This window comes from Kitasatospora sp. NPDC017646 (assembly GCF_044329365.1).
In the GTDB taxonomy this organism is placed as follows: domain Bacteria; phylum Actinomycetota; class Actinomycetes; order Streptomycetales; family Streptomycetaceae; genus Kitasatospora.
Genome location: NZ_JBIRJC010000010.1, coordinates 82,840 through 108,196 on the forward strand (window position 1 = coordinate 82,840; position 25,357 = coordinate 108,196).

The following is a 25,357-nucleotide window of genomic DNA, read 5'->3' on the forward strand; positions in this document are numbered from 1 at the left end:
GATCTGCCCGGAAGGAACACCATGGCCATCCACGACGAGTACCGCCTCGCGAACTTCTACTTCGAGTCCAAGGCGTACACCGACGCCGCCCGCATGCTGGAGGGCGTGCTGGCCGAGGAGCCGGCCAACCTCTCCGTCCGGCTGCTGCTGGCCCGCAGCTACTTCCACTCCGCCCAGCTCGGTCGTGCCGAGGCCGAACTGCGCCGCATCCTCGACCTCGACCCGGCCGAGGACTACGCCCGGCTGATGCTCGGCCGCACCCTGGAGCGGCAGGGCCGCGCCGAGGAGGCCCGCCCGCACCTGCGGCTGGCCGCCGCGATGACCGGCGAGAGCCTCTGACGGCCCGCGCTCGATCCGCACAGCAGCGAGCCCCCGCCGCCTCGAAGGGCGACGGGGGCTCGCTGTGGTCTCGCGGTCTGCGGAACCGAGAGCGGGTCAGCGCGAGTAGTACTCGACGACCAGCTGCTCGTCACAGATCACCGGGACCTCCTTGCGCTGCGGCGCACGGTCCAGGCGGAAGGCCAGGGCCTTCAGGTTGACCTCGAGGTACTTCGGGGTCTGGCCCTCACCCGCGTAGCCACCCTCACGGGCGACCTGGAAGGGGACCTTCTCCTTGCTGCGCTCGCGGACGGTGACCACGTAGCCCGGCTTCATCTGGAACGACGGCTTGTTGACCTTGCCACCGTTGACCTCGATGTGGCCGTGGACGACCATCTGGCGGGCCTGGTAGATGGTGCGGGCGATGCCCGAACGCAGCACCAGCGAGTCCAGACGGGTCTCCAGCTCGGCGACGAGCGCCTCACCGGTCTTGCCCTCGGCCTTCTTCGCGCGGTCGAACGCGCGCGACAGCTGCTTCTCGCTCAGGTCGTACTGGGCGCGAAGACGCTGCTTCTCGAGCAGACGGACCTTGTAGTCCGAGTTCTGCTTGCGGCCACGGCCGTGCTGGCCGGGCGGGTACGGGCGGGCCTCGAAGTACTTGACGGACTTCGGGGTCAGCGGCACGCCGAGCGCACGCGCGATCTTGACCTTGGGACGCTTCTGGTTCGCCATGAACCAAACCTTCCTTGCTTACGAATACGGCTTTCACCAGGTGTTGACGGAGGTCGCATGTCGCGACCCGGAGAAAACCCCTGTCGCCTGCGCGAAGGGATCAGCCGCTCTCCGGAGCCGGGCACGAGAAGTGCTGGTCACACGAAGGGCCCGGTGAACCGGGCCGTCCGCGACACCGAAACGGTGCGCGACGCTCCTGGTGCGGGCCTCCCGGGGGAGGCCTACGGCCGATGTCCCGCTGGTGCGGCCGGTCGGTGGGGTCTCCCCCGCCGCCGTCCCGGGAACATGGCACTCCGACCGAGTATACCCGTGGATCACTCGCCCTTTTCCCCGGGCTGCTCCGCAGCCTTCCCGGTCTTCTGCTCCGCCCGGCGCTCCCCCCGCAGCCGCCCGCGCGTCCACTCCACGGTGTCCGCGTACCGGACCTCGCCGCCGCGCCGGTTCGGCTGGTAGTACTCCCGCCCGTGCACCGAGTCCGGCGCGTACTGCTGGGCCGCGATGCCCTCGGGCAGGTCGTGCGGGTACTGGTAGCCCTTGCCGTGGCCCAGCTTGCCCGCCCCGCCGTAGTGGGCGTCCCGCAGATGCGGCGGAACGGCGCCGGCCAGCCCCTGGCGGACGTCCGCCAGCGCCGCGTCGATCGCCAGGTAGGCCGAGTTGGACTTGGGCGCCAGAGCCAGCGCGATCGCCGCCTGGGAGAGGATGATCCGGGCCTCCGGGAAGCCGATCAGGGCCACCGCCTGGGCCGCCGCCACCGCCGTCTGCAGCGCCGTCGGGTCGGCCAGGCCGACGTCCTCGCTGGCCGAGATCATCAGCCGCCGGGCGATGAACCGCGGGTCCTCCCCCGCCTCGATCATCCGCGCGAGGTAGTGCAGGGTGGCGTCCACGTCGCTGCCGCGGATCGACTTGATCAGCGCGCTGGCCACGTCGTAGTGCTGGTCGCCGTCCTTGTCGTAGCGCACCGCCGCCTGGTTGACGGCCGTCTCGGTGGTGGCCAGCGTGATGCTCGCCTCGCCCTTCTCCAGCGCCGCTCCGGCCGCCGCCTCCAGCGTGGTGAGCGCCCGCCGGGCATCCCCCCCGGCGAGCCGCACCAGGTGGTCCTCGGCCTCCGCGGTCAGCTCCAGCGCGCCCTCCAGCCCGCGCTCGTCGGCCACCGCACGGCGCAGCAGCGCCCGGATGTCGTCGTCGGTCAGCGACTCCAGGGTGAGCAGCAGCGAGCGGGACAGCAGCGGGGAGATCACCGAGAAGTACGGGTTCTCGGTGGTCGCCGCGATCAGGGTGACCCAGCGGTTCTCCACGGCCGGCAGCAGCGAGTCCTGCTGGGCCTTGGAGAAGCGGTGGATCTCGTCCAGGAAGAGCACCGTCTCCCGGCCGGACATGCCGACCGCCCGCCGGGCGCCGTCGATCACCGCCCGGACCTCCTTGACCCCGGCCGTGATCGCGGACAACTCCACGAAGCGGCCCTCCACGGCCTGGCTGATCACGTGCGCGAGGGTGGTCTTGCCGGTGCCGGGCGGCCCCCAGAGGATCACCGAGCTGGTGGCCGCCGGGCCGCGCGAGTTCGCCACCAGGCGCCGCAGCGGCGAGCCGGGCTTCAGCAGCTGCCGCTGCCCGGCCACCTCGTCCAGCGTGCGCGGGCGCATCCGTACGGCCAGCGGCGCCCGGCCGGGCTCCCTGGTCTGGCGTTCCTCGGCGGCGGCGGTGAAGAGGTCCGGTTCGTCCACACCGGAAGCCTAGTTCAGCCCGATGACGCTACTGCCCGGGATGCGCGGGGCGGTCCAGCGGCACCGCGTCGAACTCCTCCGAGGACCGCAGCGTGCCGCCCAGCGCGGCCGGCGCCCGCGGGGCGCGCGGACGGTACGGACGAACACGAGCGCGCCTCCTGCGGACGCCCGGACGCCACACGGGCCGTTCTCATGGGCAGCGCCCGGCGGGGCCCGTCTACTCCAGTCTGGCGGCGTGGTCCGGGACGTACTTCTGCAGGTCGCGCGGGGGCCGCTGGTAACCGCGCGGGTCCGGGCGGGGCGGCAGCTCGATCCTGGGCGGGGTGACCTCGTGGTACGGCACGGAGGAGAGCAGGTGGGCGATCATGTTGATCCGGGCCCGCCGCTTGTCGTCGCTCTCCACCACGTGCCAGGGCGACTGGGGGACGTCGGTGTAGACGAACATCTCGTCCTTGGCCCGCGAGTAGTCCTCCCAGTGGGTGATCGACTCCACGTCCATCGGCGAGAGCTTCCAGCGCTTCATCGGGTCCTCCAGCCGGTCCCGGAACCGCTGCTCCTGCTCGGTGTCGCTCACCGAGAACCAGTACTTGCGCAACAGGATGCCCGCCTCGATCAGCATCTGTTCGAAGGTCGGACACTGGTGCAGGAACTGCCAGTACTCCTCGTCGGTGCAGAAGCCCATCACCCGCTCGACCCCGGCCCGGTTGTACCAGCTGCGGTCGAACAGCACGATCTCCCCGGCCGCCGGCAGGTGTTCGACGTACCGCTGGAAGTACCACTGGGTCTTCTGCCGCTCGGTCGGGGTGGGAAGCGCGGCGACCCGGGCGATGCGCGGGTTCAGGTAGTCCGTCACCCGCTTGATCGCTCCGCCCTTGCCGGCCGCGTCCCGCCCCTCGAAGACCACCACCAGGCGGGCGCCCTCGACCCGCACCCACTCCTGGAGCTTCACCAGTTCCTGCTGCAGCCGCAGCAGCTCCCGCTCGTACGGCTTCTTCGCCAGTCGTGCCGGCTTCGCGGTCCGCTGCTCCTCGGCCACCCTCGGGTCCTCCGTCCGACTCCTGCTGATGACCCTTCACCGTAGGCCCAGAACGGTGACCCCGCAGGTCGGAGTGGAAGGAACGGGCGGGCTACACCGCGACGAAGGGCTCCGGATAGCGGCACAGCCCGCGCGGACCGCCGTCGTAGGCCGCCAGCGGCAGCACCTGGAAGTAGGCGTCCGGCACCTCGAAGGGGCCGGTGACCTCGTGCCGCCCGGCCGGGAGGAAGCCGAACCGCCCGTAGTACTCCGGGTCGCCGAGCACGACCACCAGCCTCTCCCCCGCCTCCTCGGCGGCCGACAGCGCGGCCCGGACGACGAGTTCGCCGACGCCCTGGCGCTGCCACTCGGGCGCGACCGCGACCGGCGCGAGCGCCAGCGCGTCACCGTTCGGGCCGCCGTCGCCGACCCGCAGCCGGGTCAGCAGGGCGTGCCCGACCACCAGCCCCGCGTCGTCCACCGCGACCAGCGACAGTCCGGGCAGCCAGGCGGGGTCGCGCCGCAGCGCGTCCACCAGGTCCGCCTCGTCCGGCCCGGGGAACGCGGCCATGTGGACGCGTCTGGTCGCCGGGGCGTCCTCCGGACATTCGACTCTCGTGGTGATCTGCATGAGTCAACCCTCCCTGTGTCACACGACGTTGTGGACCGGCCCCGGACGGAGGACCGTCCGGGGCCGTTGCAGGTTAGCGCGTATGACGGGGCGTCAGCCCTTGGGCTGGGCCTCGGACTTGGCGTCCTCACGGACCTTCGGCTGGGCGTCCACGCCGGCCTCCCGGCGCTGCGCCGGGGTGATCGGGGTCGGGGCGCCGGTCAGCGGGTCACCACCGGTGGACGTCTTCGGGAAGGCGATCACGTCGCGGATGGTGTCGTACCCACCGAGCAGCGTGACGATCCGGTCGAGGCCGAAGGCGACCCCGCCGTGCGGCGGCGGGCCGTAGTTGAAGGCGTCCAGCAGGAAGCCGAACTGCGAGGCCGCCTCCTCCTCGGAGAGGCCGATCGCGTCGAACGCCCGCTTCTGCACGTCCCGCTGGTGGATACGGATCGAACCGCCGCCCAGCTCCGAGCCGTTGAGGACCAGGTCGTAGGCGTTGGACAGGGCCGAGCCCGGGTCGGTGTCGAAGCTGTCCAGCGACTCCGGGGTCGGGGCGGTGAACGGGTGGTGCACCGCGTGCCAGCCCTGGAACTGGCCCTTGTCGTCCTCGATCGGCTCGAACATCGGGAAGTCGACGACCCAGAGGAAGGCCCACTTGGACTCGTCGATCAGCCCGCAGCGGCGGCCGATCTCCAGACGGGCGGCGCCCAGCAGCTCCTGCGAGGCGCGCTCCTTGCCGGCCGCGAAGAAGACCGCGTCGCCGTTCTTCGCGCCGGCCGCGGCGGCGAGGCCGGCCAGGTGCTCCTCGGAGAGGTTCTTGGCGACCGGGCCGCGCAGCTCGCCGGTCTCGGCGTCGATCAGCACGTAGGCCAGACCCTTGGCGCCGCGCGCCTTGGCCCAGTCCTGCCAGGCGTCCAGCTGCTTGCGCGGCTGCGACGCGCCGCCCGGCATGACCACGGCGCCGACGTACGGGGCCTGGAAGACGCGGAAGTCGGTGCCCTTGAAGTACTCGGTCAGGTCCGTGAGTTCCTGGCCGAAGCGGACGTCCGGCTTGTCGGAGCCGTAGCGGCCCATGGCGTCCGCGTAGGTCATCCGCGGCAGCGGGGCGGGGATCTCGTAGCCGTGGACCTCGCGCCAGATGGCGCCGACGATCTTCTCGCCGAGGGCCAGGATGTCCTCCTGGTCGACGAAGGAGGCCTCGATGTCCAGCTGGGTGAACTCCGGCTGCCGGTCGGCGCGGAAGTCCTCGTCGCGGAAGCAGCGGGCGATCTGGTAGTAGCGCTCCATGCCGGCCACCATCAGCAGCTGCTTGAACAGCTGGGGCGACTGCGGCAGCGCGTACCAGTGGCCGGGCTGGAGGCGGACCGGGACGAGGAAGTCGCGGGCGCCCTCGGGGGTGGAGCGGGTGAGGTACGGCGTCTCGATGTCGAGGAAGTCGTTCTCCTCCATCACCCGGCGGATGATGTTGTTGACCTTGGAGCGCAGCCGCAGGCCCTTGGCCGGGCCCTCGCGGCGCAGGTCCAGGTAGCGGTAGCGCAGCCGGACCTCCTCGTTGACCGTGCCGGGCTCGTACTCGGCGACCGGGAACGGCAGCGGGGCGGCCTCGGAGAGCACCTCGATGTCGCTGACGACGACCTCGACGGCGCCGGTCGGGATGTCCGGGTTCTCGTTGCCCTCGGGGCGCACCCGGACGTCGCCGACGACCTTGACGCAGTACTCGGCGCGCAGGCCGTGCACCGAGTCGAGGTCGCGGACCACGATCTGCACGGTGCCGGAGGCGTCGCGCAGGTCGATGAAGGCGACGCCGCCGTGGTCGCGGCGGCGGGCGACCCAGCCGGCCAGGGTGACGGTGGTGCCTGCGTGCTCCGGGCGGAGCGTGCCCGCGTCGTGCGTGCGGATCACAGCTGCTTCTCCTTCAGGGTGGTGACGAGTGCGTCGAGGGCGACGGGGGTCTGCTCGCCGGTGCTCATGTCCTTGAGCTGGACGACGCCCTCGGCGAGGTCCCGGTCACCGGCGATCAGGGCGAAGCGGGCGCCGGACCGGTCGGCGGACTTCATGGCGTTCTTGATGCTCTTGACGCCGAAGGCGAGGTCGGTGGCCACGCCGGCCCGGCGCAGCTCGACCACCTTGGCGAACAGGACGTTCTTGGCCTCCTCGCCCAGCGCGACGGCGTAGACGGCGGTGGCGGCCGGCAGGTCGAGGTCGACGCCCTCGGCCTCCAGCGCCAGGTACGTGCGGTCGACGCCGAGCGCCCAGCCGACGGACGGCAGCGCCGGGCCGCCGATCATCTCGGACAGGCCGTCGTAGCGGCCGCCGCCGCCGATCGCGGACTGGGCGCCGAGGCCGTTGTGCACGAACTCGAAGGTGGTGCGGGTGTAGTAGTCCAGGCCGCGGACCAGCTTCGGGTCGTCGACGAAGGCCACGCCGTTGGCGGTGAGCAGCTCGCGCACCTTCTCGTCGTACGCCTTGCACTCCTCGCACAGGAAGTCGCGCAGCATCGGGGCGCCGACCAGCTGCGCCTGCACCGACTCGCGCTTGTCGTCCAGCACGCGCAGCGGGTTGATCTCGGCGCGGCGGCGGGTGTCCTCGTCCAGGTCCAGGCCGGAGAGGAACTCGATCAGGGCGGCGCGGTAGACCGGGCGGCACTGCTTGTCGCCGAGGCTGTTGAGCAGCAGCGAGTAGTTGCTCAGGCCCAGCGAGCGGAAGGCGTCGTCGGCCAGGATGATCAGCTCGGCGTCCAGCGCCGGGTCCTCGGCGCCGACCGCCTCGGCACCGACCTGGGAGAACTGGCGGTAGCGGCCCTTCTGGGCCCGCTCGTAGCGGTAGTACGAGCCGGAGTACCAGAGCTTGACCGGCAGGTTGCCCTGCTTGTGCAGGTTGGCCTGGAGCGCGGCGCGCAGCACCGAGGCGGTGCCCTCGGGGCGCAGCGCGAGCTCGTCGCCGCCCTTGGTGGTGAGGGTGTACATCTCCTTGGAGACGATGTCGGTGGACTCGCCGACACCGCGGGAGAACAGCTTCACGTCCTCGAAGACCGGGGTCTCGACGTAGCCGTAACCGGCCCGGCGGGCGGGCGCGGCGATGCGCTCGCGGATCGCCAGGAAGGTCGCGGAGCTGGGGGGCAGCAGGTCGTAGGTGCCCTTGGGGGCGGTGAAGGTGCTCAACTTCTCTTCCGTCACATTCCTCGTCGCGGGAAAGCCGGGGCGCCGGCCGCCCCCGCTGCCTGTCGGAGGTAGGGGTTGGTGGCGCGCTCGCGGCCGATGGTGGTCTGTCCGCCGTGGCCGGAGAGGACCACGGTGGAGTCGTCGAGGGGCAGGCACACCCGGGCCAGCGAGCGCATGATCGCTTCGCCGTCCCCGCCCGGGAGGTCGGTACGCCCGATGGAGCCGGCGAACAGCAGGTCGCCCGAGAACAGCACCGGGGGGAGGTCCTCGGCACCGGGCGTCCGGAAGGTCACCGACCCCCCGGTATGGCCCGGGGCGTGGTCCACGGTGAGCCGCAGTCCGGCCAGCTCCAGCACGCTGCCGTCGGTGAGCTCGCGCACGTCGTCGGGCTCGCCGACGGTGAGCTCGCCCATCAGCTGGGTGCCGAAGGCGCGGCCGACGGCCTTCTCCGGGTCGGACATCATGTACCGGTCCTCGGGGTGGATCCAGGCCGGGATGCCGCGGGCGCCGCAGACCGGGACGACCGAGGCGACGTGGTCGATGTGGCCGTGGGTGAGCAGGACGGCGACGGGCTTGAGCCGGTGCTCACGGATGAGCTCCTCGACGCCGCGGGCGGCCTGGTGGCCGGGGTCGACGATGACGCACTCCTCGCCCGCCGCCGGCGCGACCAGGTAGCAGTTGGTGCCCCAGGCTCCAGCGGGGAATCCGGCGATGAACACGCGCGTCCTTCGGGTCTGTGTGCGGCGGGGGGCTGCGGTGGCTACCAGTAGTGATGACGTAAGGGAAGCCTACCGGCGGTCCGGGTCCGGTTGCGAACCAGATACGCCGTGACCGGTCCGGCCGCCGGACGTGTTCACCGGGTTCTTAGGGCCCGGTCCCTACACTTGGCCGCCGATGGATGCGATGATCCGCTCCGGAACCATCCACTTTTCCCGCACATGCTCAGGAGACACGGCCGGTGGTCAGCAGCGAACAGCGGCGGCGGCAGCTCGCCCGCGAGAAGTACGAGCGCCAGATGCAGCGCCGCGCCGAGGCGGCGTCGGCCCGCAGGCGGCGCAACACGATCCTGGGCGCCTCGCTCGCGGTCGTGGTGCTGGCCGGCGGCGGCACGCTGTTCGCCTCCGGCGCCTTCAGCTCGGACGGCAAGGACAAGAGCGCCTCGGCCGCCTCCTCCGCCCAGGCCGCGCCGACCCAGGCCGACCCGACCGCCGCGCCGACCCGCAAGCCGGTCGAGGGCTGCGCCACCCCGGCGCCGGGCTCGCCCAACGGCAAGCAGTTCAAGGCCGAGCCGGCCATGTCGATCGACCAGAACGCCTCGTACACCATGGCGCTGGACACCAACTGCGGCAAGGTCACCGTCGCGCTGGACGCGGCCAAGGCCCCGCACACGGTGAACTCGTTCAACTTCCTGGCGGGCGAGCAGTTCTTCGACCACACCAAGTGCCACCGCCTCACCACGGACGGCATCTTCGTGCTCCAGTGCGGCGACCCGACCGCCAGCGCGACCGTGCCGGGAGGCACGGGCGGCCCCGGCTACAAGTTCGCCGACGAGAACCTGACCGGCGCGACCTACCCGGCGGGCACCGTGGCGATGGCCAACTCCGGCCCGGGCACCAACGGGAGCCAGTTCTTCCTGGTCTACAAGGACACCCAGCTGCCGCCGAACTACACCCCGTTCGGCAAGATCACCGGTGGCCTGGACGTGGTCCAGAAGATCGCCGCCGCGGGCACCCTGGAAGGCGGCCCGGACGGCCACCCGATGGCCGACGTCACCTTCAACTCGGTTACGGTGTCCAAGGGTTGACCGATCCCGGGGCCGTCGGCGGCGGGCGCCGAGAGCGCTCCCGCCCGGCTCCGGACCGAAATCGCCCGGCCCGGATGCGGACAGCACCGGGCCTGGTCGCCTATGTTGGCGTTGTATAGGGTGCCCGCACCCGCCTGGCCGTCACCCTCGGCAGCAGGACACGGCGGACGGGGACGGCGGGCTCATCGGTCCGCCGCACATCAACTGTGGACGACGGACGCGCGCCGCCCCGGCGCGGGCGCGACGTCATGTGGAGGACGCGCTATGAGCAGCGACCCGTGGGGCCGTGTGGACGAGCAGGGCACGGTGTACGTCAGGACGGCCGACGGCGAACGCGTGGTCGGTTCCTGGCAGGCCGGCTCGCCCGAGGAGGCCCTCGCCTACTTCGAGCGCAAGTACCAGGGCATCGAGGTGGAGATCGGCCTGCTGGAGAAGCGGGTGCGCACCACCGACCTGGCCGCCAAGGACGCCCAGACCGCGCTGGAGCACCTCCGCGCGCAGGTGACCGAGGGGCACGCGGTGGGCGACCTGGACGCGCTGGCCAAGCGGCTGGACACGCTCGCCGGTGAGATCGAGAGCCGGCGGGAGGAGCGCAAGGCCGCCCGCGCCAAGGCCCAGGACGAGACGCGCGCCGCCAAGGAGGCGCTGGTCTCCGAGGCCGAGCAGCTCGCCGAGTCCACCCAGTGGCGGGAGGCCGGGGACCGGCTGCGCGCCCTGGTGGACACCTGGAAGGGCCTGCCGCGGCTCGACCGCAAGAGCGACGACGAGCTGTGGCACCGCTTCTCGCACGCCCGCTCGGTCTTCTCCAAGCACCGCAAGGCGCACTTCGCGACGCTGGACGCCGAGCGCGAGCAGGCCCGGCAGACCAAGGAGTCGCTGGTCTCCGAGGCCGAGGCGCTGTCCTCGTCCACCGACTGGGGCACCACCGCGGCCGCCTACCGCGACCTGATGGCGCGCTGGAAGGCCGCCGGCCGGGCGCAGCGGGACGTCGAGGACGAGCTGTGGGCGCGGTTCCGCGGTGCGCAGGACGTCTTCTTCCAGGCCCGTTCCGCGGTGTTCAGCGAGCGGGACGCCGAGCAGGTGGAGAACCAGAAGCTCAAGGAGGCGCTGGCCGCCGAGGCCGAGGCGATCCTGCCGATCACCGACCTGAAGGCCGCCAAGGCCGCGCTGCGCGAGGTCAACGAGCGCTGGGAGGCCATCGGCCACGTGCCGCGCGACGTCCGTCCGAAGCTGGACGGCCGGCTCAACGCGGTCGAGCGGGCCATCCGCGAGGCCGAGGACGCCGAGTGGAAGCGCTCCAACCCGGAGGCCAAGGCCCGTGCGGCCGGCATGGTGGGCCTGTTCCAGGCGAAGGCCGACAAGCTCCAGGCCGACCTGGACAAGGCCCGCGCGGTCGGCAACGCCGGCAAGGCCGCCAAGCTGGAGTCCGAGCTGGCCGGCGTGCAGACCCTGCTGGAGCAGGCGCACAAGAGCCAGGAGGAGTTCAGCGGCTGATCCGGCCGACCGACTGAACGGCGAAGGCCCCCGGGGAGCGCCCCGGGGGCCTTCCTCATGCCCTGGTCACTTGCGGGCCGAGGTGACCCGGTAGACGTCGTAGACGCCCTCGACGCCGCGCACCGCCTTGAGCACGTGGCCCAGGTGCTTCGGGTCGCCCATCTCGAAGGTGAAGCGGCTCATCGCCACCCGGTCCCGGGAGGTCTGGACCGCCGCCGACAGGATGTTGACGTGCTGGTCGGAGAGCACCCGGGTGACGTCCGAGAGCAGCCGGGAGCGGTCCAGCGCCTCGACCTGGATGGCCACCAGGAACACCGAGGACTGGGTGGCCGCCCACTCGACGTCGATCATGCGCTCGGGCTGCTGGCTCAGCGACTCGACGTTGACGCAGTCGGCGCGGTGCACCGAGACGCCGTTGCCGCGGGTGACGAAGCCGACGATCGGGTCGCCCGGCACCGGGGTGCAGCAGCGGGACAGCTTGACCCAGACGTCCTCGACGCCCTTGACGATCACGCCCGGGTCGCCCTTGGCCCGGCGGCGCACCGCCCGGCGGTTGTCATGGGTCGGGGTGGCCGTCTCGGCGAGGTCCTCGGTCGCGCCCTCCTCGCCGCCGAGCGCCTGGACCAGCTTCTGGACGATGTTCTGCGCTGCGACGTGGCCCTCGCCGATGGCGGCGTAGAGCGAGGAGATGTCGGGGTAGCGCATCTCGTGGGCCAGGGTGACCAGCGAGTCGCCGGTCAGGATCCGCTGGATCGGCAGGCCCTGCTTGCGCATCGCCCGGACGATCGCCTCCTTGCCGTGCTCGATCGCCTCCTCGCGGCGCTCCTTGGAGAACCAGGCGCGGATCTTGTTGCGGGCGCGCGGCGACTTGACGAAGCCCAGCCAGTCGCGGGAGGGGCCGGCGTTCTCCGCCTTGGAGGTGAACACCTCGACGGTGTCGCCGTTCTCCAGGGTCGACTCCAGCGGCACCAGCCGCCCGTTGACCCGGGCCCCTATGGTCCGGTAGCCGACCTCGGTGTGGACCGCGAAGGCGAAGTCCACCGGGGTGGCGCCGGCCGGCAGCGCTATCACGTCACCCTTGGGGGTGAAGACGAAGACCTCGTTGCTGGCCAGGTCGAAGCGCAGCGACTCCAGGAACTCGCCCGGGTCGGCGGTCTCCTTCTGCCAGTCCAGCAGCTGCCGCAGCCAGGCCATCTCGTTGACGGCGCCGGCCTTGTCGTCCTTGCGGACCTGGGTCGGGGTGTCGGTGCGGACCTTGGAGGCCCCGGCGACCGCGCGCTGCTTGTACTTCCAGTGCGCGGCGATGCCGTACTCGGCCCGCCGGTGCATGTCGAAGGTGCGGATCTGGAGTTCGACGGGCTTGCCGCCGGGACCGATCACCGTGGTGTGCAGCGACTGGTACATGTTGAACTTGGGCATCGCGATGTAGTCCTTGAACCGCCCCGGCACCGGGTTCCACCGCGCGTGGATGGTGCCCAGCGCCGCGTAGCAGTCGCGGACGGTGTCGACCAGGACCCGGATGCCCACCAGGTCGTAGATCTCGGCGAAGTCCCGGCCCCGGACGATCATCTTCTGGTAGACCGAGTAGTAGTGCTTCGGCCGGCCGGTGACGGAGGCGGTGATCCGGGCGCCGCGCAGGTCCGCCTGGACCTGGTCGATGACGGTCGCCAGGTACTCGTCCCGCTTGGGGGCGCGCTCGGCGACCAGCCGGACGATCTCGTCGTACATCTTGGGGTAGAGGATCGCGAAGGCGAGGTCCTCCAGCTCCCACTTGATGGTGTTCATGCCCAGCCGGTGCGCCAGCGGGGCGTAGATCTCCAGCGTCTCGCGGGCCTTCTTCTCCTGCTTCTCCCGCTTGAGGTAGCGCATCGTGCGCATGTTGTGCAGGCGGTCGGCCAGCTTGATCACCAGGACCCGCGGGTCCTTGGCCATCGCCACGACCATCTTGCGGACGGTCTCCGCCTGCGCGGCCTCGCCGAACTTGACCCGGTCCAGCTTGGTGACGCCGTCGACCAGCAGGGCCACCGAGTCGCCGAAGTCCTTGCGCAGGGTCTCCAGCCCGTAGTCGGTGTCCTCGACGGTGTCGTGCAGCAGCCCGGCCATCAGCGTCGGGGCGTCCATGCCGAGTTCGGCGAGGATGGTGGCGACGGCCAGCGGGTGGGTGATGTACGGGTCGCCGCTCTTGCGCTTCTGCCCGCGGTGCCACTTCTCGGCGACGGCGTAGGCGCGCTCGATGTCGCGCAGCAGCGCCGGGTCGGCCTTGGGGTCGTTCGCCCGGATCGAGCGGAACAGCGGCTCCAGGACGGGGTTCAGCACGCTGGAGCGCTGGCCGCCGAGGCGGGCCAGCCGGGCGCGCATGCCGCCGCCGCTGCCGGAGCCGCGGCCGAGCGGGGCGGAGGGACGCGAGGAGGTCGGCGTCGGGCGTGCCGGTGTGGCCCCCGGGGGCGTGGGACGGTTCTCGGGGGCGGCCGCTGCGGCCGTGGGCACAACCTCGTCGGGCAAGGACACTCCTCGGGGCACCGGGGCCGACCCCCCGCCGGGCCCGTGACGTCCGGGCACAACCGGGAGGGGATGAATCTTCATGGTACCGAGCCCGGCGGCCCGGCGTTCATCCGGCCGGGCCCGGATACGGAAGGACGGCGGCCAGATGATCCGACCGCCGTCCCCGGAGCCCGTTCCGGAGCCCCATGGGGCCCGTCCCTAGACCGTGACCAGCGTCTCCAGCGGAGCACCGCCCAGGTGCCCGGCCAGCCGCTCGCGGCCGTCCAGGAAGCCGAGCTCCATCAGCACCACGACGCCCGCCAGCTCGGCGCCGGCCTCCTTCACCAGGTCCAGCGAGGCACCGATGGTGCCGCCGGTGGCCAGCACGTCGTCCACCACCAGCACCCGCTCACCGGGTGCGAAGGCGTCGCACTGGACCTCCAGCGTCGCCGAGCCGTACTCCAGCTCGTACGAGCGCCGGAACACCTCGCCGGGCAGCTTGCCCTGCTTGCGGATCGGCACGAAGCCGAGCCCGGCCGCGAAGGCCGCCGGGGCCGCCAGCACGAAGCCGCGCGCCTCCAGCCCCACCACCTTGGTCGCCCCGAGCTCCTCCGCCCGGTCCGCCAGCGCCCGGGTGAGGGCGCCGAAGGCCCCGGCGTCGGCGAGCAGCGGCGCGATGTCCTTGAACAGCACACCCGGCTTCGGGTAGTCCGGGACGTCCCGGATCCGGCTGTTCAGCAGCTCGGCCAGTGCGGTGTCGACGGTGGTCACGGTGGTGGGTTCCTTCGGTTCGGGTTCAGCGCTTGGTGGACGGACGGCCCTTGGCACGCGAGGTGCCGGCCGACCGGCCGCGCTGACCGACCATACCCGCAGGCTGGTCCTCGTCCGCGACCTCGTCCGTCGCCACCGCGTCCGAGGCCTCCGCCTTGGCGGCCGCGGCCCGGTGCTGCAGGACGCGCTTGCGCAGCGCCTTCATCTCCGGCTGCTCCTCCTTGAGCTGCGCCAGCAGCGGGGTGGCGACGCAGATCGAGGAGTAGGCACCGGCCGCGAGGCCGATGAACAGCGCGAGTGAGATGTCGTTCAGGGTGCCGGCGCCCAGGAGACCGCCGCCGATGAACAGCAGCGCGGCGACCGGCAGCAGCGCCACCACGGTGGTGTTGAGCGAGCGCACCAGGGTCTGGTTGAGGCCGGCGTTGGCCGCCTCGCTGTAGGTGAGCTTGTTCTGCTTGGTGAGCCCCTTGGTGTTCTCCTTCACGGTGTCGAAAACGACGACCGTGTCGTAGAGCGAGTACCCGAGGATCGTCAGGAAGCCGATCACCGTACCGGGGGTGACCTCGAAGCCCACCAGGGCGTAGACGCCGATGGTGATCAGGAGGTCGTGGATCAGGGCGACCAGGGCGGCCACCGCCATCCGCCACTCGAAGGCGATCGCCAGGTAGACCGTCACCAGGACCATGAAGATGATCAGGCCGGTGATCGCCTTGTTGGAGATCTGCTTGCCCCAGCTGGGGCCGATGACCTGGGCCTCGACGGTGTCCAGCGGCACGCCGATCTTCTCGGCGAGCTGGGAGCGGACCTCGTCGGAGCTCTTCGGCTCGTCGGTGCTGACCTGGATACGGATCTTGTTGTTGTCGGTCGACTGCACCAGCGGGTGCGAGGAGGTGACCTGGTCGGCCTTCTCCTGCGCCTGCGAGACCGTCAGGCCCGGCTTGGTCACGGTGTAGACCGAGCCGCCCTTGAACTCGATGCCCAGGTGCAGGCCCATGGCCAGGCCGATCGCCGCGACCAGCACGATCACGCCGGAGATGGAGTACCAGAGCTTGCGGCGCCCGACGAAGTCGAAGCTGACCTCGCCCTGGTAGAGCCGGTGGCCCAGATTGGAGAAGCGCGACACGGTGTCAGGCCTCCTTCACGGCGGCAGAGGAGGGGCTACGACGACGGCTGCTGCGCAGCGGCGGGCGGGCGCCCAGCCGCTTGGGGTCCAGGCCGGACCACGGGTGGCCGTCGGAGAAGAACTTGCGCCGGGCCAGCAGCGTGATCAGCGGCTTGGTGAAGAGGAAGATCACCACGACGTCGAGCGCGGTGGTCAGACCCAGGGTGAACGCGAAGCCCTGGACCTTGCCGACCGACACCACGTAGAGCACGGCGGCACAGAGGAAGGACACGAAGTCCGAGACCAGGATGGTGCGCCGCGCGCGCGGCCAGGCCCGCTGGACCGCCGGGCGCAGCGGGGCGCCCTCGCGGACCTCGTCGCGGATGCGCTCGAAGTACACGATGAAGGAGTCGGCGGTGATACCGATCGCGACGATCGCGCCGCAGACCGCCGGCAGGTTCAGCGCGAAGCCGATCCCGCCGCCGAGCAGGCTCATGATCGAGTAGGTCAGGGCCGCCGAGACGACCAGACCGGCGATCGAGACCAGTCCGAGGCCGCGGTAGTAGACCAGCGAGTAGGCGACGACCAGCAGCATGCCGATCGCGCCGGCCACCAGACCGGCCTTGAGCTGGTCACTGCCCAGCGCCGGGGAGACGGTGGTGATGTCGCTCTTGGCGAACTCCAGCGGCAGGGCGCCGTAGCTCAGCACGTTGGACAGGTCCTGCGCCTCGGCCTGGCTGAAGCGGCCGGTGATGACCGCGCTGCCGCCCGGGATCGCGCCGTTGACCTGCGGGTGCGAGACGACCTGGTTGTCCAGCACGATGGCGAACTGGTTGGTCGGCGGGGCCTGGGTGGCCAGCTGACCGGTGACCTTGGCGAAGGCGTCGGTGCCGGTGCCGTTGAACTGCAGCTGCACCTGCCAGCCGGCACCGGTCTGGGTGTCCAGGCTCGGCTGGGCCTTCGAGACGTCCGAGCCCTTCACGGCCGCGGGGCCGAGGGCCAGCTTCTCGTAGTAGCCGTTCTCGGGCTTCTGCGAGCAGGCGACCATGGCCTTGTCGTCGGCGCCGGTCTGCGCCGCGCGGACCTCGGGCTTGGAGCAGTCGAGGTTCGCGAAGGCGGCCTGCAGCTCCGGCGGGACGGTGCCCTGGGTCATCGCGGCGCTCAGGTCGGCGGCGCTCGGCTGGGTGGCCTGGGCACTCGGGGCGCCGGAGGCGGACGGGGCGGCCGAGCCGGAGGCGGCGGCGGACGGAGCGGTGCTCGCGCCCGTGGCGGCGGCCGACGGGCTGGCGGCCTCGGCGGCCAGCGCCTCACCGACGGAACGGCCCTGCTTGGTGGCGCTCGCGGAGGCGGTCGGCGCGTGGCTCGCGGAGGAACTCGCGCCGGCCGGGGCCGACGGGGTGGCGCTGCCCGAGGGGGCGGCGCTCGGGCTGCCGGAGGCGCCGGCGGACGGGGTGCCGGTGGGCGCCGGCGCGGTGATGCCGCTGGGCGCCACGGCCAGGACCGGACGGAAGAACAGCTTCGCGGTGGTACCGACCTGGTCCGCCGCGTTCTGCCGGTCGCCGCCCTTGGGGATGTTCACGATGATCGTGTCCGAGCCCTGGGTCTGGACCTCCGCCTCGGAGACACCCATTCCGTTGACCCGGCGCTCGATGATCCCGGTGGCGATGTCCATGTTGGACTTGTTGACCGCCTTGGGATCGGTCGACTTCGCGGTCAGCGTGATGCTGGTGCCACCGGCGAGGTCGATACCGAGCCGGGGCTTGGTGTTGCCCGTCCCGAACATGAGGGCGACCAGTCCGACGGTGACGACCAGGATGAGGGCCAGCGCCCGCCCTGGGTAGCCGTCGCGCGGGCGCGACTTGGGTGTTGCCACCTTGCTCGTTTCTCCCTGTCCATGCCACCTCCCCGACCGGACCCCCGTCCGGCTCGTGGCGGGACGGGGGCATGGTGGTTCTGCGGCCCTGAGGTCCTGTGGGCTCGCGGCACTGCGCCGCGCGGACGGGCGGGTTGCCCGTCCGTACTACTTGCTCGCGGGAGCCCCGCCCTCGGCGTCGCCCTTCTCGGCGCTGTCCTTGGTGAGCGACAGCGGCTTGTCCTCGGCCGGCGCGGCGTCGGTGACGTCCTCGGCCTCCGGCTCGGACAGCTCGTCGTCCTCGGGGCGACCGTTGATGATCGCGTCGTACTCCTGGGGGTCCAGGACGGCCGCGATGGCGCTCTTCGTGAAGTGGGTGACCACGCCGGGAGCGATCTCCAGCTCGACGGTCTCGTCGTTGACCGCCTTCACCTGGGCGTACAGGCCGCCGATGGTGCGCACTCCCGCCCCGGGCTCCAGCGCCGTCTGCATCTGCTGCATCTGCGACTGGCGCTTCTTCTGCGACCGGAACATGAGCACGATCGCGATGATCGGGAGGAGAAGGATGATGAGGTTCACTGCAGCCAGGGTCCTTTACGGGCCGCCGGCCGGCGGCCTGTGTGGTATGGGTCGGCCCGTCAGGTGAGAGGGGCGGTCCGGCGGAGTCTAGGCGACCCCGAACTGATCGGACAACGCCAAGCATCGCATCCTGCCGCCGAAAGTGGCGACCCTCCGCCTGCACGGTTTCCCCGGACTTCCACCCTGGCATCTCCAAGGGGCTCGGCACCGGGGCAGGCCGGGAACCGGCGGCCACCTCTCACCCGTTCAGCCCAGCCGGGTCAACTTCCGTCCGCCGGGAAGAGCTCCGGCTGGGGTGGCACGCTCCCGCGCGTGGTCTGGACCGGCGGGGTCATCCCCAGGTGCTGCCAGGCCGCGGCGGTGGCGATCCGCCCGCGCGGGGTGCGGGCGAGCAGGCCCTCGCGGACCAGGAAGGGCTCCGCCACCTCCTCGACCGTCTCCGCCTCCTCCCCCACGGCGACCGCGAGTGTCGACAAACCGACCGGGCCGCCGCCGAACAGCCGCAGCAGGGCGTCCAGCACCGCGCGGTCCAGCCGGTCCAGACCGCGGGCGTCCACCTCGTAGACGTCCAGCGCCTGGCCGGCGATCTCGGCCGTGACCACACCGTCGTGCCGGACCTGGGCGTAGTCGCGGACCCGGCGCAGCAACCGGTTGGCGATGCGCGGGGTGCCGCGCGAGCGCCCGGCGATCTCGGCCGCGCCGGCCGGGTCTATCTCCACGTCCAGCAGCGTGGCCGAGCGGTGCACGACCCGCTGCAGCTCGGCCGGGGCGTAGAACTCCATGTGCCCGGTGAAGCCGAAGCGGTCGCGCAGCGGCGGCGGCAGCAGGCCGGCCCGGGTGGTGGCGCCGACCAGGGTGAAGGGCGGCAGCTCCAGCGGGATGGCGGTCGCGCCCGGGCCCTTGCCGACGATCACGTCGACCCGGAAGTCCTCCATCGCCATGTAGAGCATCTCCTCGGCCGGCCGGGACATCCGGTGGATCTCGTCGAGGAAGAGCACCTCACCCTCGGTGAGCGAGGAGAGGATCGCCGCGAGGTCCCCCGCGTGCTGGATGGCGGGGCCGGAGGTGATCCGGATCGGGGCGCCCAGCTCGGCGGCGATGATCATGGACAGGGTGGTCTTGCCCAGTCCGGGCGGGCCGCTCAGCAGCACGTGGTCGGGCGCGGCACCGCGCTTGCGCGCCGCCTGGAGGACCAGGGACAGCTGCTCGCGCACCCGCTCCTGGCCGATGAACTCGTCCAGCAGCTTGGGGCGCAGCGCGGCCTCCACCGCCTGGTCCTCGCCGTCGGCGGCGGCCGTGACCAGCCGGTCAGCGGGTTCCTCGTACATCCTCGCGGGCTCCAGGGTCTCCGGTGTCGATGACGTCGGTCGACGGTGTCGGCCGGGTCGACCGGGTCGGCGATGTCGATGGTGTCAAGGGTGCCGACCATGTCGACAAACGGACAGGTCGTCAGGCGGGCTCAGCGGGCCCGGTTCAGGCCGCGCAGCGCGAGCCGGAGCAGCGCGCCGACGTCCGGCGTCTGCTGCGCCTCCGCCTCCGGGGTGACGGCCGCGACCGCCTCGTCCGCCTCGCGCGGCGCGTAGCCGAGGCCGGTCAGCGCGGAGTGCAGCTGCTCGCCCCACGGCGCCGGGCCGCTGGCGACCGGCTTCTGCGCGGGCACCGCGCCGTGCGGGGCGCCCAGTTTGTCCTTGTACTCCAGCAGCAGCTTGGCCGCCTTCGCCTTGCCGATGCCCGGCACCGCGACCAGCGCCTTCTCGTCCCCGCCCGCCACCGCGGCGCGCAGCGCGTCGGGGCTGTGCACGCCGAGGATCGCCTGGGCCAGCTTGGGGCCGACGCCCGGTGCGGCCTGGAGGATCTCGAACACCGCGCGCTCGTCGTCGTCGGCGAAGCCGAAGAGGGTCAGCGAGTCCTCCCGGACCACCAACGAGGTCGCCAGCCGGGCCGGCTCGCCCAGCCGCAGGCCGGCCAGGGTGTTCGGGGTGCACTGGACGGCCATGCCGACCCCGCCCACCTCGACCACCGCGACTCCGGAGGCGATGGCCGCCACGGGTCCTTGTACGAAGGCGATCACCGCGAAGTGCCTTTCAGGGAGGAAGGGGCTTTCAGGGGGGAGGTGCGGGCGGCCTGGACGGCGGCCTGGAGCCGGTTGGTCGCCCCGCCGCGCCAGATGTGGCAGATCGCCAGCGCCAGCGCGTCGGCGGCGTCCGCGGGCTTGGGCGGGGCGTCCAGCCGCAGCAGGCGCTGCACCATGGCCGTGACCTGGGCCTTGTCCGCCCGGCCGGAGCCGGTGACGGCGGCCTTGACCTCGCTGGGGGTGTGCAGGGTGACGGGGATGCCGCGCCGGGTGGCGCAGAGCATCGCGACCGCGCTCGCCTGCGCCGTACCCATCACCGTCCGCACGTTGTGCTGGGCGAAGACCCGCTCGACGGCGACGAGGTCCGGCCGGTGTTCGTCCAGCCAGCTCTCAAGGCCCTCCTCGACCAGCAGCAGCCGTCGGCCGATCTCGGCCTCGGCCGACGTGCGCACCACGCCCACCCCCGCCATCCGCAGAGGCCGGCCCGGCGCGCCCTCGACCACGCCGACCCCGCACCTGGTCAGCCCCGGGTCCACACCCAGCACCCGCACGTCACGCCTCGTCTCTCTGTGGCTCGCAGCGAAGGACCGCCCCAAGGCGAGCGACCTGCGAAGGCTACCGCCCGGGTCCGACAACCCCGCCGACGACACCGGCCCGGCGGTCCTGGGACCACCGGGCCGGGCAGTGAGAACGATCACTCGCCGTCGATCGATCGACGCCGTGTCACTCGCGTCGTCACTCGGCGACCGTCACTCGGCGTCGAGCTGCGCACCGACCTCGTCGGAGATGTCGAAGTTGGCGAAGACGTTCTGCACGTCGTCGCTGTCCTCCAGCGCGTCGATCAGCTTGAGGATCTTGCGGGCGCCGTCGACGTCCAGCTCGACCTGCATGCTCGGGAGGAAGTTGGCCTCGGCCGAGTCGTAGTCGACGCCGGCGTCGACCAGCGCGGTGCGCACGTCGACCATCTTGGAGGCCTCGGAGACGATCTCGAAGGAGTCGCCGAGGTCGTTGATCTCCTCGGGGTCCTGGTCGAGGACGATCTCGAACAGCTTGTCCTCGTCCACGCCGTCAGCCTTGGGGACGATCACGACGCCCTTGCGGGTGAACAGGTAGGACACCGAGCCCGGGTCGGCCATCGAGCCGCCGTTGCGGGTCATCGCGACGCGCACGTCGGAGGCCGCGCGGTTGCGGTTGTCGGTGAGGCACTCGATCAGGACGGCGACACCGTTCGGGCCGTAGCCCTCGTACATGATGGTCTGGTAGTCGGCGCCGCCGGCCTCCAGACCGCCACCGCGCTTGACGGCGCGGTTGATGTTGTCGATCGGGACCGAGCTCTTCTTCGCCTTCTGGATGGCGTCGTAGAGGGTCGGGTTGCCCGCCGGGTCGGGACCGCCGGTGCGCGCCGCCACCTCGATGTTCTTGATCATCTTGGCGAAGAGCTTGCCGCGCTTGGCGTCGATCACGGCCTTCTTGTGCTTGGTGGTAGCCCACTTAGAGTGGCCGGACATCGCCAGCTCCTTTACGTCGCCAAAGGGAAATGAAACAGATGAGATCTTACCGGTGTCGTCACCGGTAAGAAGCACACGGCCACGGGGCCCTACTCGCCGGCGAGGTGCTCCTCGACCATCTTCACGAAGTAGGCGTGCACCCGGTGGTCACCGGTGAGCTCGGGGTGGAACGAGGTGGCCAGCAGGTTGCCCTGGCGCACGGCCACGATCCGGCTCTCCGGCCCGTCCGCGCCGGGCAGCTCGGCCAGCACCTCGACGCCCGCGCCGACCGACTCGACCCAGGGGGCGCGGATGAAGACGCCGTGCACCGGAGCGTCGTCCAGGCCCTTGAAGGCGATGCCCGACTCGAAGGACTCGTTCTGGCGGCCGAAGGCGTTGCGGCGCACCGTCATGTCGATGCCGCCGACGCTCTCCTGGTCCTCCCGGCCGTCGAGGATCTTGTCGGCCAGCATGATCATGCCCGCGCAGGTGCCGTACACCGGCATCCCGGCCGCGACCCGCTCCCGCACCGGCTCCATCACACCGAACAGCAGCGCCAGCTTGGACATGGTGGTGGACTCCCCGCCGGGGATCACCAGCGCGTCGACCTCGGCCAGCTCCTCGGCGCGGCGCACCGGACGGGCGAGCGCGTCGGCTTCGGCCAGAGCCACCAGGTGCTCGCGGACATCGCCCTGCAGGGCGAGGACGCCGATGACGGGAGTGCTCACGGTCTTCAACCTCAATCGATCGTTACTACGGGCGTACGCGGCGCGGCCCGCCGCACACCGAGGCGCTGCGGCGGGCCGGCGAAGGGGAGGGAGCGACTACCAGCCGCGGTTGGCGTAGCGCTCGGTCTCCGGCAGGGTGTCGCAGTTGATGCCGACCATGGCCTCGCCCAGGTTGCGGGAGGCGTCCGCGATGATCTTCGGGTCGTCGAAGAAGGTGGTGGCCTTCACGATGGCGGCGGCACGCTTGGCCGGGTCGCCCGACTTGAAGATGCCGGAGCCGACGAAGACGCCCTCGGCGCCCAGCTGGCGCATCAGCGCGGCGTCGGCCGGGGTGGCCACGCCACCGGCGGAGAACAGCACGACCGGCAGCTTGCCGAGCTCGGCGACCTCCTTGACCAGCTCGTACGGGGCGCGCAGCTCCTTGGCGGCGGCGTACAGCTCGTTGTGGTCCAGGGCGCGCAGGTGGCCGATCTCGTTCTTGATCTGGCGCAGGTGGCGGACGGCCTCGACGACGTTGCCGGTGCCGGCCTCGCCCTTCGAGCGGATCATGGCCGCGCCCTCGGCGATGCGGCGCAGGGCCTCGCCCAGGTTGGTGGCACCGCAGACGAAGGGGGTGGTGAAGGCCCACTTGTCGGAGTGGTTGACCTCGTCGGCCGGGGTGAGCACCTCGGACTCGTCGATGTAGTCGACACCGAGCGACTGCAGCACCTGGGCCTCGACGAAGTGACCGATGCGGGACTTGGCCATCACCGGGATGGAGACCGCCTCGATGATCTCCTCGATCATGTTGGGGTCGGACATGCGGGCCACGCCGCCGTCCTTGCGGATGTCGGCCGGAACCCGCTCCAGGGCCATGACGGCCACCGCGCCGGCGTCCTCGGCGATCTTGGCCTGCTCGGCGTTGACCACGTCCATGATCACACCGCCCTTGAGCTGCTCGGCCATGCCGCGCTTGACCCGGGCGGTACCGATCTGCGGCTGGTCTGCGGTGGTGGGGGTGGTGGACACGTGAGACCTCACTCGAAGATGAACCAGTGCTATCGCCCTATGGTAGGCGGAACGGGTGACCCAAACGATGTGCCACCGAGTCCAGCCCGGACGACGGGATGCGACAAACGGGCCGTATCCGGGGACAGCCTAAGCAGGCGCCCCCTCCGGCGTGAGAGCGGGCGGCGGAGCATCGTCCATCTCGAAGGCCATCGGGAACGGCGCCTTGCCCGCCAGCCGGAAGTACCGCACCAGCCGGTGCTCCCGCACCGCCCGCGCCGCCCGCACCGCGTCGTTGTGGAACCGGCGGGCCATCGGCACCCGGCGCACCGCGGCCGTCAGATCACGAACCGCCTCCTCGCCCCCCGGCTCGGCCACCAGCGCCGCCACCTGCTCCGGCTCCTCCAGCACCGCCCGCAGTGCCAGGCTCAGCTGGCTCTCCGCCACCTCGCGCTGCTCGTCCTCGGCCTGCCGGGCCGCGTGCGCCGCGTCCAGCAGCAGCAGCGAGGCCGCCGGATCCAGCAGCGAGGACGTCGCCAGCTCCATCGCCACCGAGGCCCGGCGGACCAACTGCGCGTCCAGCGCCGCCCGCGCCGCGTCGATCCGGGCGTGCAGCCGGTCCAGGCGCCCGGCCGTCCAACTCAGGTACATGCCGAACAGCACCACGGCCACGCCGGCCCAGATCCAGGTAGTCACGGGCCGCTACGTTACCGGGTGTCACCGGCCGCCCCGCCCGGCGTCAGCCGTGGGCGGTCGCGTTGCGGTAGCTCCCCCGGTCGATGTCCTCGACGTTCACCGCCGTGAACAGCCGGGCGCCGGGCGGCGGGGTCACGTGCTCGGCCAGCAGGGCGATGACGCCCTCGCTCAGCGCCGCCTTCGCCTCCGGCGTACGGCCGGGGAAGATCTGGAACTCGACGTACACCTGGGCGTCGCCCTCCGGCCCGGTGCTGCCGACCACCAGGTCCTCGCTCCGCCGGAACAGCGTCTTGCAGGACTCCGGCTTCGCGTCGATGGTCTCCTCGGCCAGCCGGTTGATCGCCAGGCCCAGCGCCCGGCGGTCGAAGGTCCCGGCCAGGCTCGACGAGTAATCGACGGAAATCTGCGGCATCGTTTCCCCCATGGGTCACAGTGGTGCGGTCGGCCCGACCCTAACGCCGCTGACACCCGGCCCCACTCCCGGGACCCACCCGCGGCGAGCGACCCGCGATCGGTCCGCGGTCAGTCCCTGGCCAGGCCGAACCGGCCCCGCCGCCCGCTGCGCACGTCCTCCTCGACCACCGCCGCGGCTCCGGCCGTCACCGTCTCGTACACCGCCAGGATGTCCGCGCCGACCGTCGACCAGTCGAACCGCCGCACGTGCCGCGAGGCCGCCTTGCGCAGCTCGTCCAGGCGCGCCGGATCCCCCAGCAGCCGCAGCGCCGTACGGGCCAGCCCGTCCGCGTCCTCCACCGGGAACAGCTCCCCGGCGTCCCCGCCGTCCAGCACCTGCTTGAACGCGTCCAGGTCGCTGGCCAGCACGGGGGCACCCGCCGACATCGCCTCCACCAGGATGATCCCGAAGCTCTCGCCCCCGGTGTTCGGCGCCACGTACAGGTCCACGCTGCGCAGCAGCCGGGCCTTCTCCCGGTCCGAGACCATGCCCAGGAACTCCACCTGGCCGCGGACCTCCGGCGGGAGCCCGGCCACGGCCTCCTCCTCGTCGCCCTTGCCCGCCACCAGCAGCCGCACCCCGGGCCGCTCGGCCAGGATCCTCGGCAGCGCCGCCAGCAGCGTGGGCAGGCCCTTGCGCGGCTCGTTGATCCGGCCGATGAAGCCGATCGTGCCCGGCTCCCCCGCCGCCGCACCGCCGGTCCACCGCCCGTCCGGCTCGGCCCCCGCGAAGAACCCGACGTCCACCCCGTTCGGGATCACCACCGCGTCCCCGCCCAGGTGCTCCACCAGGGTGCGCCGGGCGTACTCCGACACCGCGATCCGGGCCCGCATCTTCTCCAGCCCCGGCTGGAGGATCGGCGAGGCCGCGATCATCGCCCGCGAGCGCGGGTTCGAGGTGTGGAAGGTGCCCACCATCGGCCCGGTGGCCGACCAGGCCGCCAGCATCGACAGGCTCGGCGAGGCCGGCTCGTGCACGTGCAGGATGTCGAAGCGCCCCTCCCGCAGCCACCGCCGCACCCGCGCCGCCGACAGGATGCCGAAGCTCAGCCGCGCCACCGAGCCGTTGTACGGCACCGCCACCGCCCGTCCCGCCGAGACCACGTACGGCGGCAGCGCCTCTTCGTCCTCGGCCGGCGCCAGCACCGACACCTCGTGGCCCAGACCGATCAGGTGCTCGGCGAGGTCCCGGATGTGGAACTGCACCCCGCCGGGGACGTCCCAGTCGTACGGGCAGACGATGCCGATCTTCACGGGTTCCTCAAGCTCCTTCGGGAGGTCGTACGGGC

General features: G+C 71.7%; 24 protein-coding genes. 3 read left to right on the forward strand and 21 right to left on the reverse strand.

Annotated features, from left to right (window positions below):
• Positions 1-21: 21 nt before the first annotated feature.
• Positions 22-339 (forward strand): tetratricopeptide repeat protein, encoded by a 318-nt coding sequence (locus tag ACH4J0_RS17890; protein ID WP_396241099.1) that lies wholly within the window; start codon positions 22-24, stop codon positions 337-339.
• Positions 340-435: 96 nt separating this feature from the next.
• On the opposite strand, the gene rpsD is transcribed toward ACH4J0_RS17890, so the two are convergent.
• The 7 genes from rpsD to ACH4J0_RS17925 all read right to left on the reverse strand — a co-directional run bounded on the left by rpsD (position 436) and on the right by ACH4J0_RS17925 (position 8,279).
• Positions 436-1,050: a 30S ribosomal protein S4 gene (rpsD, locus tag ACH4J0_RS17895; protein WP_270148363.1), complete on the reverse strand. Its 615-nt coding sequence runs from the start codon at positions 1,048-1,050 to the stop codon at positions 436-438.
• Positions 1,051-1,364: 314 nt separating this feature from the next.
• Positions 1,365-2,771: a replication-associated recombination protein A gene (locus tag ACH4J0_RS17900; protein WP_396241101.1), complete on the reverse strand. Its 1,407-nt coding sequence runs from the start codon at positions 2,769-2,771 to the stop codon at positions 1,365-1,367.
• Positions 2,772-2,988: 217 nt separating this feature from the next.
• On the reverse strand, positions 2,989-3,807 hold the full coding sequence (gene ppk2 / locus ACH4J0_RS17905) for a polyphosphate kinase 2 (RefSeq protein WP_396241103.1): 819 nt from the start codon (positions 3,805-3,807) through the stop codon (positions 2,989-2,991).
• Positions 3,808-3,898: 91 nt separating this feature from the next.
• A complete protein-coding gene (locus ACH4J0_RS17910; RefSeq protein ID WP_396241105.1) occupies positions 3,899-4,417 on the reverse strand; it encodes a GNAT family N-acetyltransferase in 519 nt (172 codons plus the stop codon).
• A gap of 93 nt (positions 4,418-4,510) precedes the next feature.
• Positions 4,511-6,301: an aspartate--tRNA ligase gene (gene aspS, locus ACH4J0_RS17915; protein WP_396241107.1), complete on the reverse strand. Its 1,791-nt coding sequence runs from the start codon at positions 6,299-6,301 to the stop codon at positions 4,511-4,513.
• A complete protein-coding gene (gene hisS / locus ACH4J0_RS17920) occupies positions 6,298-7,560 on the reverse strand; it encodes a histidine--tRNA ligase (protein ID WP_396241109.1) in 1,263 nt (420 codons plus the stop codon). The genes aspS and hisS overlap by 4 nt, the downstream gene beginning before the upstream one ends.
• An 11-nt stretch (positions 7,561-7,571) precedes the next feature.
• A complete protein-coding gene (locus ACH4J0_RS17925) occupies positions 7,572-8,279 on the reverse strand; it encodes an MBL fold metallo-hydrolase (protein WP_396241111.1) in 708 nt (235 codons plus the stop codon).
• A 239-nt stretch (positions 8,280-8,518) separates the two neighbouring features.
• Between ACH4J0_RS17925 and ACH4J0_RS17930 the strand changes: the two genes are divergently transcribed.
• Both ACH4J0_RS17930 and ACH4J0_RS17935 read left to right on the forward strand, forming a co-directional pair.
• A complete protein-coding gene (locus ACH4J0_RS17930) occupies positions 8,519-9,364 on the forward strand; it encodes a peptidylprolyl isomerase (RefSeq protein ID WP_396241113.1) in 846 nt (281 codons plus the stop codon).
• 264 nt (positions 9,365-9,628) lie between these two features.
• Positions 9,629-10,858 carry a DUF349 domain-containing protein gene (locus ACH4J0_RS17935; protein WP_396241115.1) on the forward strand — a complete coding sequence of 410 codons (1,230 nt, stop codon included), beginning with the start codon at positions 9,629-9,631 and terminating at the stop codon, positions 10,856-10,858.
• A 66-nt stretch (positions 10,859-10,924) separates the two neighbouring features.
• On the opposite strand, the gene ACH4J0_RS17940 is transcribed toward ACH4J0_RS17935, so the two are convergent.
• The 14 genes from ACH4J0_RS17940 to ACH4J0_RS18005 all read right to left on the reverse strand — a co-directional run bounded on the left by ACH4J0_RS17940 (position 10,925) and on the right by ACH4J0_RS18005 (position 25,322).
• Positions 10,925-13,441: a RelA/SpoT family protein gene (locus ACH4J0_RS17940; protein ID WP_396241117.1), complete on the reverse strand. Its 2,517-nt coding sequence runs from the start codon at positions 13,439-13,441 to the stop codon at positions 10,925-10,927.
• Between the two features lie 117 nt (positions 13,442-13,558).
• Complete coding sequence (locus tag ACH4J0_RS17945) at positions 13,559-14,110, reverse strand: adenine phosphoribosyltransferase (RefSeq protein ID WP_396241119.1); 552 nt, start codon at positions 14,108-14,110, stop codon at positions 13,559-13,561.
• A gap of 25 nt (positions 14,111-14,135) precedes the next feature.
• Positions 14,136-15,233 (reverse strand): protein translocase subunit SecF, encoded by a 1,098-nt coding sequence (gene secF / locus ACH4J0_RS17950; RefSeq protein WP_396241121.1) that lies wholly within the window; start codon positions 15,231-15,233, stop codon positions 14,136-14,138.
• A gap of 4 nt (positions 15,234-15,237) precedes the next feature.
• Entirely contained in the window at positions 15,238-17,085 is a 1,848-nt protein-coding gene (gene secD, locus ACH4J0_RS17955; RefSeq protein ID WP_396241123.1) for a protein translocase subunit SecD, read from the reverse strand.
• Between the two features lie 147 nt (positions 17,086-17,232).
• Positions 17,233-17,643 carry a preprotein translocase subunit YajC gene (gene yajC, locus ACH4J0_RS17960; RefSeq protein WP_396241125.1) on the reverse strand — a complete coding sequence of 137 codons (411 nt, stop codon included), beginning with the start codon at positions 17,641-17,643 and terminating at the stop codon, positions 17,233-17,235.
• Between the two features lie 260 nt (positions 17,644-17,903).
• Positions 17,904-18,971, reverse strand: a complete 1,068-nt coding sequence (gene ruvB, locus ACH4J0_RS17965; RefSeq protein ID WP_396241127.1) for a Holliday junction branch migration DNA helicase RuvB — start codon at positions 18,969-18,971, stop codon at positions 17,904-17,906.
• Positions 18,972-19,102: 131 nt separating this feature from the next.
• Positions 19,103-19,714: a Holliday junction branch migration protein RuvA gene (gene ruvA, locus ACH4J0_RS17970; protein WP_396241129.1), complete on the reverse strand. Its 612-nt coding sequence runs from the start codon at positions 19,712-19,714 to the stop codon at positions 19,103-19,105.
• Entirely contained in the window at positions 19,711-20,268 is a 558-nt protein-coding gene (ruvC, locus tag ACH4J0_RS17975) for a crossover junction endodeoxyribonuclease RuvC (protein ID WP_396241131.1), read from the reverse strand. Before ruvC ends, ruvA begins: the two co-directional genes overlap by 4 nt.
• A gap of 198 nt (positions 20,269-20,466) precedes the next feature.
• A complete protein-coding gene (locus ACH4J0_RS17980) occupies positions 20,467-21,225 on the reverse strand; it encodes a YebC/PmpR family DNA-binding transcriptional regulator (RefSeq protein WP_380612089.1) in 759 nt (252 codons plus the stop codon).
• Between the two features lie 89 nt (positions 21,226-21,314).
• Positions 21,315-21,932, reverse strand: coding sequence for a pyridoxal 5'-phosphate synthase glutaminase subunit PdxT (gene pdxT / locus ACH4J0_RS17985; RefSeq protein ID WP_396241133.1), 618 nt, complete (start codon positions 21,930-21,932; stop codon positions 21,315-21,317).
• 96 nt (positions 21,933-22,028) lie between these two features.
• Positions 22,029-22,940: a pyridoxal 5'-phosphate synthase lyase subunit PdxS gene (gene pdxS, locus ACH4J0_RS17990; protein WP_030286348.1), complete on the reverse strand. Its 912-nt coding sequence runs from the start codon at positions 22,938-22,940 to the stop codon at positions 22,029-22,031.
• 129 nt (positions 22,941-23,069) lie between these two features.
• Entirely contained in the window at positions 23,070-23,570 is a 501-nt protein-coding gene (locus tag ACH4J0_RS17995; RefSeq protein WP_396241412.1) for a hypothetical protein, read from the reverse strand.
• A gap of 88 nt (positions 23,571-23,658) precedes the next feature.
• Positions 23,659-24,027: a 5-carboxymethyl-2-hydroxymuconate Delta-isomerase gene (locus ACH4J0_RS18000; RefSeq protein ID WP_396241135.1), complete on the reverse strand. Its 369-nt coding sequence runs from the start codon at positions 24,025-24,027 to the stop codon at positions 23,659-23,661.
• A 110-nt stretch (positions 24,028-24,137) separates the two neighbouring features.
• On the reverse strand, positions 24,138-25,322 hold the full coding sequence (locus ACH4J0_RS18005) for a glycosyltransferase family 4 protein (RefSeq protein ID WP_396241137.1): 1,185 nt from the start codon (positions 25,320-25,322) through the stop codon (positions 24,138-24,140).
• Between the last annotated feature and the right edge of the window lie 35 nt (positions 25,323-25,357).

What these genes read in the sequence shown, in the direction of transcription:
- ACH4J0_RS18000 (WP_396241135.1), bottom strand. Translation starts at nt 24,027, where the DNA reads ATGCCGCAGATTTCCGTCGATTACTCGTCGAGCCTGGCCGGGACCTTC.
- ACH4J0_RS17890 (WP_396241099.1), top strand. Translation starts at nt 22, where the DNA reads ATGGCCATCCACGACGAGTACCGCCTCGCGAACTTCTACTTCGAGTCC.
- ruvB (WP_396241127.1), bottom strand. Translation starts at nt 18,971, where the DNA reads ATGTACGAGGAACCCGCTGACCGGCTGGTCACGGCCGCCGCCGACGGC.
- ACH4J0_RS17995 (WP_396241412.1), bottom strand. Translation starts at nt 23,570, where the DNA reads ATGTACCTGAGTTGGACGGCCGGGCGCCTGGACCGGCTGCACGCCCGG.
- ACH4J0_RS17980 (WP_380612089.1), bottom strand. Translation starts at nt 21,225, where the DNA reads ATGTCCGGCCACTCTAAGTGGGCTACCACCAAGCACAAGAAGGCCGTG.
- ACH4J0_RS17910 (WP_396241105.1), bottom strand. Translation starts at nt 4,417, where the DNA reads ATGCAGATCACCACGAGAGTCGAATGTCCGGAGGACGCCCCGGCGACC.
- ACH4J0_RS17935 (WP_396241115.1), top strand. Translation starts at nt 9,629, where the DNA reads ATGAGCAGCGACCCGTGGGGCCGTGTGGACGAGCAGGGCACGGTGTAC.
- ACH4J0_RS17940 (WP_396241117.1), bottom strand. Translation starts at nt 13,441, where the DNA reads ATGAAGATTCATCCCCTCCCGGTTGTGCCCGGACGTCACGGGCCCGGC.
- rpsD (WP_270148363.1), bottom strand. Translation starts at nt 1,050, where the DNA reads ATGGCGAACCAGAAGCGTCCCAAGGTCAAGATCGCGCGTGCGCTCGGC.